This is a genomic window from Lentzea sp. NPDC004782 (assembly GCF_040609115.1).
GTDB lineage: Bacteria > Actinomycetota > Actinomycetes > Mycobacteriales > Pseudonocardiaceae > Lentzea.
Genome location: NZ_JBEXJN010000048.1, coordinates 61,604 through 72,542 on the forward strand (window position 1 = coordinate 61,604; position 10,939 = coordinate 72,542).

The following is a 10,939-nucleotide window of genomic DNA, read 5'->3' on the forward strand; positions in this document are numbered from 1 at the left end:
TCCGGTGGCCGTCACCATCAGGGATGTCGCTCGCCAGGCTCAGGTCTCCGTCTCGACGGTCTCGCGCGCGCTGAGCGCGCCGGGCCTGGTGAAGGAGGCCACCCGGCAACGGGTCCTCGACGTCGTGGCCGGGCTGGGCTACCAGCCCAACCGCGCCGCGCGCAGCCTGATCACCGGCAGGACCGGGAACCTCGGCATCGTCGTGCCCGACCTGGAGAACCCGTTCTACCCCGCCGTGCTGCGCGGCGTGCAGACCCGCGCGGGCGAGGCGAGCGCCTCGGTGTTCTTCTGCGACAGCAGGGAGAACCCGGAGACCGAGGCCGAGCTCGTGCGCGCGATGGCGGCCCAGGTCGACGGCGTGGTGCTGTGCTCGCCGCTGCAGTCCGACGACGTGATCGCCGAACTGGCCGAGCTGACCCCGCTGGTGCTGATCAACCGCACCGTGCCGGGCGTCTCATCGGTGCTGATGGACAGCGCGTCCGGCATGGACCAGGTCGTCACGCACCTGGAGTCGTTGGGCCACAGGGAGTACGTCTACCTCGGCGGCCCGGCGCTGTCGTGGTCGCACAACCGCAGGCTGCAGGGCCTGAAGGGCCGCGCACCGGTGCTGGGCCCGTTCGAGCCGAACTTCGCCGGCGGCCTCGCCGCGGCGGAACAGGCCCTGAAGACCGGCGCGACCGCGTTCATCGCCTACAACGACCTGATGGCGCTGGGTGTCCTGAGCTACCTGGCCGCGCACGAGGTCAAGGTGCCGCAGCAGATCAGCGTGACCGGCTTCGACGACATCCTCTACGCCGCCATGTGCTCCCCCGCCCTCACCACGGTCGCCATGCCGACCGAGAAGGCCGGCGAGGTCGCCGTGGACCTCCTGCTCGCCCGGCTCGACGGCGCCGAGGCCGAAAGCCGCGAACTCCCGACAAAGCTCGTGTTCCGCGCAAGCACCCGCATACATCCGATGTCCGCTTGACGTGGTCCAAACCACAGGGGATGCTCATCCTCGCCTCCGCCGCCATGGGCAAGTAGGAGGAGCACGTAGTGAGGACAGCACGTTTCCTCGGCATTCTCGCCGTGTCGCTGGCACTGATCGCCCCGGCGAACGCGACCGCCGCCGCACCGCCGTCGGACTGGTCGAAAGCGGTGGTCGACTCGACCATGAAACGCTTCACCCCGGACAAGCTCGGCGGGTGGGGCTACACCCGCGGCCTGTACCTGTACGGCCAATACCTCGTCTACAAGCGCACGGGCGACAAGAAGTACCTGGACTACATCAAGGCCTGGGTGGACCGCTTCGTGAAGGACGACGGCAGCATCGACAACAGCTTCAACAACCTGGACTCGATGCGCTCGGCCACCCTGTTCATCATCCTGAACCAGGAGACGGGCCAGGCGAAGTACAAGAAGGCCGCGGACAAGCTCCGCGCCCGCTTCACCTCGTACCCGCGCACGTCCGACGGCGGCATGTTCCACGCCACCAGCAAGGTCGGCCAGCTGTGGGCTGACGGCGTCTACATGGCACAACCGTTCATCGCCATGTACGCCAAGGCCTACAACCAGCCGTACGGCTACGACGAGGCCGTACGCAACATGAAGACCTACTTCGCCCACCTCAGGTCGGACGACGGCCTGCTCTGGCACGCCTACGACGCGGACGGCTCGGAGTCGTGGGCGAAGAACCCCGGCAAGCACTCGTCGGAACACTGGGCACGCGCCATCGGCTGGTTCGGCATGACCGCGATCGACCTGCTGGAGATCCTGCCCGCCGACCACCCCGGCAGGGCCGACCTCATCAACATCGTCAAGCACCTCGCCACCGGCTACGCCCGCTTCCAGGACCCGGCGACGGGCCGCTGGTGCCAGATCGTCGACAAGTGCTCGAACCCGAAGAACTGGACCGAGACCTCAGCGTCGGCGATGTACACCTTCATGCTCTCGCGCGGCGTGGAACGCGGCTACCTCGACGCGTCCTACCAGGCCGTGGCGAACAAGGGCTACCAGGGCGTCCTCGCCAAGGTCTCCGTCGGCTCGGACGGCCTGACCAACATCAAGGACATCTCCGAAGGCACCAACGTCGGTGACGCCGATTACTACTACGGCCGTGCGCGAAACACGAACGACTTCCACGGCCTGGGCGCTTTCCTAATCATGAACGAACAGCTCGCCCGAACCGGCCGGTAACACTCCAGCCGCGAGGGAGTCTCTTCGGGTGACTCCCTCGCGCGGCAGGTGTGGAGTGCTTCCTAGTCGTACCCGCGAATGTGGCCGTCCTCGTCCGCGAGAATTTCGTGGCGCTCCATCTCCCAGCTCCTTCCGTCGTGGCTGACATCACAAAGGTAGAGCCCCGACGGCGTCCTGTGGAGTGAATTTGCAACGCAACCGGGGTATCACTCACCAACGCAGGGGAGTCGTAGGGGTGACCCCCGCCACACCCCCTGCTGCGCGATGCGTGTCACACCCTTGGGCCACGCAACGCCTACGCTCCGCCTATCGAGACGACGGCATTTGCTCCGAACGGGTTACCTTGACTACCTCATCCAGGGCGCAAGGCCAGTCATGCGAACGATGCTCAACGTGATCGCCGTGGCCACCGACCCGGTCGCCGAGCACGGCGTGGAACCTCTCTCCCCCGATTCCCAGGTGACGCGAACAGCCCGGGAATGGGCAGATCACCTGTACGAATCCGACGCCTTCGAACACCGCCCGGACAGCCCGTACGGCGAATCCAGCGGAAGCTCTGGACAGGACTCGCCACAACGCACCGGTCACCTCAGCCCAGCAGTCTCCGTGACCGCGCGCAAAGCCGCCACCACAGCCGAAAACGGCGGCAGGAACGGCCTCTGCGCAGGCCCGTTCCCCGACCACCGAACCACGGCACGGTCAATGCGCGAGGGCGGCAACGGCACCAACGTCCCCAGCCGATGCGTCAGCGCGCCCCGAGCCCGCAACCGGATCAGGTTGACCTGCGACGCCTCGTCAGCCGACTCGGTGAGGAAGAGCCACCGCCCGGGCAGCACCACGACAGGCCCGGCCAGCATCCGGACCGACAGGTAGTGCTGCACCTCCCCACCGATCCCGGCCGCCATCTCCACCGCGGAAACCTGGTGATCAGTGGTCAGCAGCAGCCGGTTCTCCGACCGCAACACCAACCACCCCCAGTCCGCGTAACGTTCAAGAGCATCGGAAAACGTGTCGAGCTGCGGCAGTACTCCTTTAGGCGAGCTCATGGATCTCACCCCTCACTATCGCTTTCAGCGTGATGTAACCCTGATCACACGATTTGACTCTCCACTGCCATGAACTCACTATCGGCCCGCCATCGGCACACTTGAACGGGGCTGGAGAGCGTGACTCACCTGCAACAACGGCACCTGACCATGATCGCGCTGGGCGGTGTGATCGGCGCGGGGCTCTTCGTGGGCACAGGCGCGGGCATAGCGCTGGCCGGCCCGGCCGTGCTCGTCTCATTCGGCCTCGCCGGTTTTCTGGCGCTGCTCGTCATGCGCATGCTCGGGGAAATGGCCGCGGAACACCCGAGCGGCGGTGCCTTCTCCGTGCACGCCGAAAAAGCGATCGGCCCGTGGGCCGGTTTCACGGTCGGCTGGCTGTACTGGGCAACGGTCGGCGTGGTGCTGGCGGTCGAAGCCACGGGCGCCGCGAAGATCGCCGCGGGCTGGCTCCCCGCCGTCCCCCAATGGGCCTGGGTGCTGATCTTCATGTCCGCGCTGACCGCCGTGAACCTCACCGACGTCCGCAACTTCGGCGAGTTCGAGTTCTGGTTCGCGGGCCTCAAGGTGGCCGCGATCGTCCTCTTCCTCGGCCTCGGCGCGGCTGCCGTCGCAGGCCTGGTCCCGGGCGTCGACTCGCCGGGAGTCCAGAACCTCCGGCACTTCCTGCCGAACGGCTGGTCCGGGGTGATCGCCGGCTTCGTGGCAGTGGTGTTCGCCTTCGGCGGCCTGGAGGTCGTCACGATCGCCGCCGCCGACGCGGAAGACCCGAAGCACGCGATCGGCAGGGCGGTGCGCACCTCGATGACCAGGCTGCTCGTCTTCTACCTGGGTTCCATGGCCGTGGTGGTCACCCTGCTGCCGTGGAACGACTCCGAGGTGGGCGCGAGCCCGTACGTGGCGGTGCTGAACCGCCTGGGCATCCCGGCGGCGGGTCAGATCATGAACGTGGTCATCTTCGTGGCCCTGCTGAGCGCCATCAACGCCACCCTCTACGGCGCCGCCCGCATGCTCTGCTCCCTGGCCGAACGCGGCGAGGCCCCGAAAGCCCTCCTCACCAAGCAGAACGGCGTCCCCCGGAACGCCGTGCTGGCCAGCGTCGCGTTCGGGTTCTTCTCCGTCGTCCTCAACTACCTCTGGCCGGACACCGTCTTCCTGTTGCTGCTCAACGCGGTCGGCTCCGCGCTCCTCGTCGTCTGGGCGTTCATCGCCGTCTCCCAGATCAGGCTCCGCCGCACCGTCGCGAACCCGACGGTCCCGATGTGGGGCCATCCGTACCTGTCCTGGCTCGCGCTGGCCGGCATCGCGGCGGTCATGGTGCTGATGCTCAACGACGAGCAGGCCCGCGGGCAGATCCTGTCCACGGGCGTGCTCGTCGCCGTCGTCGCCGCGATCGGGCTCAGCAGGTCAGCTTTGCGCCGGCGAAGTCTCCGCGGTCGTACCTGACGCCGTCACCGCCGTCGTTGAGGACGAGCCGCAGGAACTCGGCTCCCACCAACGATCCCGAGATCGTCACCGCGTCGTCCTTCCAGGTGCGCAGGCCGCTGGACGCCACGCGGGTGCCGTCCGCCCAGAGCTCGAAGATCGCCGAGCCCTGCTGGTTGACGTCGCGCTCGTCGTCGATGCCGACGTCGGACGTGAACGAGGTGCAGCGCCCGCCCACGTAGAGGATCAGCTCGGCGTTGGCGTGCGCGCCGAGCCCCTTCTCGTAGGTCTTGCCGTTGATGGTCAGCGTCTTGCCGTCACCGCCGAGGTAGCCGCCGTTGGACCTGTCGCGCTCGACCGGTCCGTAGCCGCTGCGTTCGGTGGTGAACGTGACGTCGCTCGCCCACAGCGAGGCACCGGACGGCGGCGCGACGGGCACCAGCACCGGCGAGGTCACCGGTTTCGTCAGCCGGCCGTGCCCGACCCACGTCACGCGCAGCGACCCGTTCAGCACGTGCGCTCCCGGCGCCGCACCGGCCGGAGGTGTCACCTTCCACCTGCTCTGCACCGACTGCGAGGTCAGCAGCACCGGCGCGCGTTCGGACGAGAGCTGCTCGACCTGCCAGCCCGCGGGCGCCGTGAACGTCGTGGAGGCGTTCAGCACGGGAATCGGCGCCTGGTTGGTCGCCGTCACGGTCGCGACGAACGGCTCACCGGCCGGGGTGATCGTGCTCGGAATCCCCTCGTACCGCTGCGCGACGTCCAGCGACGTGTCGATCGCGGGCTCGTGCCGGTACCAGTCCTGCGAGGCCTTCACCCGGAAGATCGCGGTGCCGTGCGGCGGCAGGGCGGCCGAGATGGTGCCGGCCGACTGGAAGTCCTTGTGCTGCCACAGGTCCCGCACGGTGTAGCCGACGCTGCGCGGCAGCCCGGCGTCGCGTGCCGAAGTGGAGATGGTGGCGTTCACCTCGGACTCGTTGAACAGCGCCACCGCCTTGTCGCCGTTGGCCAACGGCTTGACGAACACCCAGTGCCCGTCCTTCTGCGCGATCACCTTGCCCTGGACGCCGAGCCTGTCCTGGTCGATCGCGATGATCTCCTTGTTGCGCAGGATGTCGAGGTGCTCCGCCGAGACCTTGCGCAGGTCCGCACCGATCAGCAGCGGCGCCGCCATGATCGACCACAGCGCGAAGTGGCTCTGGTACTCCACAGTGGACTGACGACCGTTGCCGACCTCCAGCATGTCCGGGTCGTTCCAGTGGCCAGGACCGGCGTAGGCGTCCAACGGCGCGTTCAGCTTGAGGATCTCGACCGTCTTGGACCACGTGTCGTTGATGTCACCCGTGGTGCGCCACAGGTTTCCGACGTCCTTGCCCCATTCCCACGGCTTGTTCTGACCCCATTCGCAGATCGAGTAGACGATCGGCCGGCCGGTCCTGCGCAGCGCGTCCCGCATCTTCGTGTAGCGCTCCAGGGCGGGACGGCCCTCGTTGTTGCAGTTGTCGTACTTGAGGTAGTCGACACCCCAGTCCGCGAACGTCTGCGCGTCGAGCTCCTCGTGGTCCAGCGCACCGGGCATCGTCTTCGCGCACGTCTGCGTGCCCGCGCTGGTGTAGATGCCGAACTTGAGGCCGCGGGCGTGGATGTAGTCCGCCAGCGCCTTCATGCCGCTGGGGAACCGGGTCGGGTGGTTGCGCATCCGCCCGGTCGCCGGGTCGCGGGTGGCGTCGGCCCAGCAGTCGTCGACGTTCACGTACTGGTAGCCCGCGTCCTTCAACCCCTTGGACACGAAGATGTCCGCCATGTCGCGGATCATCTGCTCGTTGATGTCGCAGCCGGTGGTGTTCCAGTTGTTGAACCCCATCGGCGGCGTGAGCGCCAACACCGGATCTGCAGCGACGGCTGGTGCGGGAACGACCGCGGACGCCGCGACGAGCGCCAGCGCGGTGAGCAGTGCTCTCACTTCGGCTTCTCCAGGGTGATCGCGAAGACGTGCAGGCGCGGCCCGCTCGTCTTGGGCAGGGTGACGGCGGAGAGCTCCTTGGCGGGGTCGAGCGGAACCGTCTGGTGGAAGATCGACACCTGCTTCTGCACAGGACCGGACGGCGTGTGCATCAGCGTCGTGGCAACGGGTTCCGACTCGCCGAACTGCGGCCGCTGCTGCCACGCCGTCACCTGGAACCGGACGGGCGCCCGGCCGTCGGCACAGGTCAGCGAGCCGTCCGCCTCGACGTTGTTCGTGTCCGCGGCCGCGAGCAGGTGCAGCTTCACGTACCTGCCTGCCGGGACCGCGAGCGTCTGCCCGGCCGCGACGACGTTGTTCTTGCTGGCCTCGTCACCGTTGTGGAACTCGAACGGGATGCCGTCGTCGGTCACCGACCCGGTCTGCGGCAGCTGCGCGGCCGGATAGGTGTTGCCGAGGCCGTCGAAGTCGCCGTCGCGGCTGGTGAACTCGTTGGACAGGCCGTCGTTGTCGAACGCCGCGCTGATGTCCACCGGGACCGCGCTGCCCCCAGGCGGCAGCGCGGGCAGGCCCCACCGCCTGCCCGGCTCGCTGATCCGCACCGGCGCGATCGTGAAGTCGCGCTCACCGCGAGCGTGGATCAACGCCTCCTGGCCGGGCCGCAGCTCCAGCTCGACCACGCCGTCGCGCACGCTCCACCGGCTGCACCCGCGCACCTCGACGCGTCCTTCGATGCCGGTGCGGACGCGGCACGACCGGCCGGCTTCGCTGCGCACGCGCACGAACCGCGTCCTGCCGCCCCGCCGGACCGCGCTCACCAGGAACGCGCCCTCGGTGCGGGTGTCGTGGACCGTGACGTCCTGCCAGGCCGCGGGCACCGCCGGGAAGATCCGGATCAGCCCACCCCAGCTCTGGACCAGCATGTCCTGCAACGACTTCGCGGCGCTCAACGGCGTCTCGATCACCGGGCCCGCCTCGAAGTACATCGTGTTGGGCTGGGCGAACCGGGCGACGAACTCGCGCAGGTACCCCAGCGCCTCGTCGCCGCGGGTCATCCCGGCCGCGATCGAGGCCGCGCCGGTGAAGGTGAAGCCGCGCAACGCCCCCTCGAAGCTCAGCCAGTGCTTCAGCGAGCGGTCGATGAGGTCGCGGTGCTCCGGCTGCTCCCAGTTCACCTCGTACAGCGGATAAACGGCGAGCAGGTGCGAGTAGTGCCGGTGGGACTTGGCGAACGGCACCCCGGCTCCGATCATGAACCCGCCCGCGTCGGTCGGGTAGTCGACGAGCTGGTCGAGCACCTCGCGCCACTTCGGTGCCAGCGGGTCGTCGATCCTGAGCAACTCGGCCGACTCGATCAGCGTGCGGCACGACCAGCGCAGCAGCGCGAGGTCGAAGTTGCAATCGGGCGCGACGCCGTACTCGGGCGAGTAGCTGGGCAGCAGGTGCAGCTTGCCGTCGTCGCCCTTGCGCAGGAAGTGCAGGTAGTAGTTGGTGGATCTGCGCAGCACCGGGAAGACGGTGTCCCTGAGGATCCGTTCGTCCATGGTGTGCCGGTAGTGCAGCCACGCGTTGTGCAGCAACCACGGCAGGTTTCCGATTTCCGGGTCCGGCGAGGGGTGCAGCGGCGAGCCGACGAACCCGGCGTCCTGGAACGTGGGGTCGGTGCTGCGCCGCAACCCCATGGAGTCCGCGCGGAACTCCGGCCGCAGCGCGTCGATCAGGATCTGCTGGTTCTGCGAGATCGTCCGCGGGATCGGGTCGAGTTCGAGGTGGTTGGACGCGAGCACGGCCCAGTACTCCAGCTGGGCGTTGAGGTTGAACCACACCGACGGCCACGGCGTCGGCTCCAGCCACGGCCCGGTGGTGGGCATGATCGGGGCCTCCGCGCGGGCACCGGACCCGAGCTTGTACAGCTGGATCCAGTAGAAGCTCTGCAGCAACGCGTCCGGCAGCGACACGAAGCTCTTGCGGTAGAAGCGGTGCCACCACTGCCGGTGCTGGTACCGGAGCACCTCCGGCGGCGACGCCGTGGTGATCGTCTGCCTGACCGTCGCCTCGGCGGTGCGGGCCGGGAACGAGTGGTCGACCGACAGCATGAGTTCCGTGCGGCCGCGCAGCTTGCCGACCCGGTACGCGGTGGCCGTCTGGCCGCCCGCGACCATCTCCTGGGTGACGAGCGTGAGCCCGTTCTCGGTCTGGGTCACGGGCTTCGGGTTGAGCGGGAACGTCGCGGGCGGCGGCTCGCGGATGATCCGCGGGCTCAGCGCGTCGAGCGCCTGGAACTCCAGCTTCGCGTCGCGTTCCCCGTTCGACGGCCGGACTTCCAGGTGCAGCAACGATTTCTCGGCGTGCACGAACGTCCGGACCGCCAGCTCGCCCCGGTCCGTGACGATCTTGCCGCGCAGCTCGGCGTTCCACAGGTCGAGCCGGAGGTCGACACCCGTGATCCTGCCGACCGGTGTGAGCAGCACGCGTCCGACCGGCAGCCGCGCCACACCCCACTCGTTGCCGAACTGCGGCCGGTGGTCCTGCACCTTCGCGTGGTCGACGGTGAACCGGACGGCGTTCGCGCCCGGCTCGCGGTAGACGGCGGTGGCCAGGAAACCGTTGCCCAGGAACGGGCCCTCGTACCAGGCGCGCGGGATCCGCTGCCACACCAGGTCCTGCTCACCGAGGAACCTCTCCCAGTCGATCCTCGTGGTGCATTCCGGATCGGCGTTCGCCTTGACCGGCAACGCCGTGAGCGCCGCCCCCGCCACCACTCCACCGAGCAACCCGCGCCGCGACAGCTCCACAGAACACCTTTCAAGGTCCGCGGCGGCGGCAACCAAAGATCGGAGGTGTACCTACGCTCGAAGCCTAGGACGGCCCTCGGAGACGGTCAAGACCAGTCAGGCATCGGATGAAACCGCTTACCGCAGGTGGCGATTCAAGACGGCACGGTAGTGATCACGCGGTGCCGGCGCGCATGATGGCCTCTGCCGTGGAGCCTGGAGGATGCCCATGATCGCGCGTTCCTACCCGTTCGGTCCGGTGAACGGCCTCGAGCTCGACCCGATGTACGGCAGGCTGCGGGACTCCGAACCGCTCGCCCGCGTCAAACTCCCGTACGGCGAAGAGGGCTGGCTGCTCACGAGATACGACGACGTCCGGTCAGCGCTCGGCGACCCGAGGTTCAGCCTCGCCGAGGCGGCCGTGCGGGACACCCCGAGGATGGGTCCGCAGCGGATGGGCGCGATCCTCACCGACCTCGACCCGCCCGACCACACCCGGTTGCGCCGCCTGCTCGCCCACGCGTTCACCGTGCGCCGCGTGGAACAGTTGCGCGCCAACGCCGAACGGCTCGCCGACGAGCTGCTGGACGACCTGGAGAAGGCCGGGCCGCCCGCCGACCTCGTGACGGCGTACGCGGTTCCGTTGCCAGGACTGATGATCTGCGACCTGCTCGGCGTGCCGTACGAGGACCGCGACCACTTCCAGGACCTGGCCGCCGCGTTCATGTCGATCACCGCGATGGCCGACGACGAGAAGATGGCCCGCCTGGGCGAACTGGCCGGCTACCTCGCCGGGCTCGCCGGGCAACGGCGTGAGCACCCCGAAGACGACCTCATCAGCGCACTGGTGGTGGCGCAGGAGGAGGGCGACCGGCTCACCGCCGAGGAACTGGTGCAGCTCACGGTGCTGCTGCTCGGCGCAGGCTACGACTCGACCGCCGCCCACATCGCCAACTCGGTGTACACGCTGCTGCGGTTCCCCGACCAGGCCGAGCTGCTGCGCGCTGATCCCGGCCTGATGCCGGGTGCCGTGGAGGAGCTGCTGCGCTGGATCCCGGCGCAGGAGATCTCCGACATCCTGCCCAGGTACGCGCTGGAGGACGTGGAGCTGAGCGGCGGCACCGTGAAGGCGGGCGAGCCCGTGCTGCTCGCCAAGCACGCCGCCAACCGCGACCCGCGCCGCTACCCCGACCCCGACCGGTTCGACGTGACGCGCGACGCCAAGGGGCACCTGACGTTCGGGCACGGACCGCACCACTGCATCGGCGCGCAACTGGCACGAATGGACGTCCAGATCGCGCTCACGGCGATCCTCACGCGGTTCCCCGGACTGCGACTGGCGAGCGACGTGCGGTGGCGGACCGGCATGGCGATGCGCGGACCGCTGGAGATGCTGGTCGCCTGGTGACCTGAGCACCCCCTGTCGATGCCGAGTGGTGCTGCCGCGCGTCGCGGTCGATGAAGGGGGGCGTCAAACGCCCCAGGTGGCTGGAGGGCCCCAAAAAAAACCACCCGGGGGCGCCCCACCCCCCCCCCCCCAGCAAAAGCCGGGCCGG

Annotated in this window: 7 protein-coding genes; 4 read left to right on the top strand and 3 right to left on the bottom strand. The window is 68.6% G+C overall.

Annotation, left to right across the window (positions count from 1 at the left end):
* Positions 1 to 4 precede the first annotated feature (4 nt).
* Both ABZV40_RS34670 and ABZV40_RS34675 read left to right on the top strand, forming a co-directional pair.
* Positions 5 to 967: a LacI family DNA-binding transcriptional regulator gene (locus ABZV40_RS34670; RefSeq protein ID WP_355451382.1), complete on the top strand. Its 963-nt coding sequence runs from the start codon at positions 5 to 7 to the stop codon at positions 965 to 967.
* Positions 968 to 1,059: 92 nt separating this feature from the next.
* The gene (locus ABZV40_RS34675) at positions 1,060 to 2,175 is read left to right on the top strand and encodes a glycoside hydrolase family 88 protein (RefSeq protein WP_355451413.1); all 1,116 of its coding nucleotides are present in this window, start codon (positions 1,060 to 1,062) and stop codon (positions 2,173 to 2,175) included.
* Positions 2,176 to 2,759: 584 nt separating this feature from the next.
* Here the strand turns inward: ABZV40_RS34675 and ABZV40_RS34680 are convergent.
* A complete protein-coding gene (locus tag ABZV40_RS34680) occupies positions 2,760 to 3,221 on the bottom strand; it encodes a hypothetical protein (RefSeq protein WP_355451386.1) in 462 nt (153 codons plus the stop codon).
* 120 nt (positions 3,222 to 3,341) lie between these two features.
* Between ABZV40_RS34680 and ABZV40_RS34685 the strand changes: the two genes are divergently transcribed.
* Positions 3,342 to 4,667 carry an amino acid permease gene (locus tag ABZV40_RS34685; protein ID WP_355451389.1) on the top strand — a complete coding sequence of 442 codons (1,326 nt, stop codon included), beginning with the start codon at positions 3,342 to 3,344 and terminating at the stop codon, positions 4,665 to 4,667.
* Here the strand turns inward: ABZV40_RS34685 and ABZV40_RS34690 are convergent.
* Together ABZV40_RS34690 and ABZV40_RS34695 are read right to left on the bottom strand one after the other, a co-directional pair.
* Positions 4,621 to 6,609 carry an NPCBM/NEW2 domain-containing protein gene (locus ABZV40_RS34690; RefSeq protein WP_355451392.1) on the bottom strand — a complete coding sequence of 663 codons (1,989 nt, stop codon included), beginning with the start codon at positions 6,607 to 6,609 and terminating at the stop codon, positions 4,621 to 4,623. The two genes, ABZV40_RS34685 and ABZV40_RS34690, sit on opposite strands and share 47 nt — an antisense overlap.
* Positions 6,606 to 9,404 (bottom strand): glycoside hydrolase family 95-like protein, encoded by a 2,799-nt coding sequence (locus ABZV40_RS34695; protein WP_355451395.1) that lies wholly within the window; start codon positions 9,402 to 9,404, stop codon positions 6,606 to 6,608. Before ABZV40_RS34695 ends, ABZV40_RS34690 begins: the two co-directional genes overlap by 4 nt.
* A gap of 208 nt (positions 9,405 to 9,612) precedes the next feature.
* Between ABZV40_RS34695 and ABZV40_RS34700 the strand changes: the two genes are divergently transcribed.
* Entirely contained in the window at positions 9,613 to 10,791 is a 1,179-nt protein-coding gene (locus tag ABZV40_RS34700; protein ID WP_355451398.1) for a cytochrome P450, read from the top strand.
* Positions 10,792 to 10,939: the final 148 nt, after the last annotated feature.

Coding starts and splice junctions, on each gene's coding strand:
- ABZV40_RS34680 (WP_355451386.1), bottom strand. CDS start 3,221: ATGAGCTCGCCTAAAGGAGTACTGCCGCAGCTCGACACGTTTTCCGAT.
- ABZV40_RS34700 (WP_355451398.1), top strand. CDS start 9,613: ATGATCGCGCGTTCCTACCCGTTCGGTCCGGTGAACGGCCTCGAGCTC.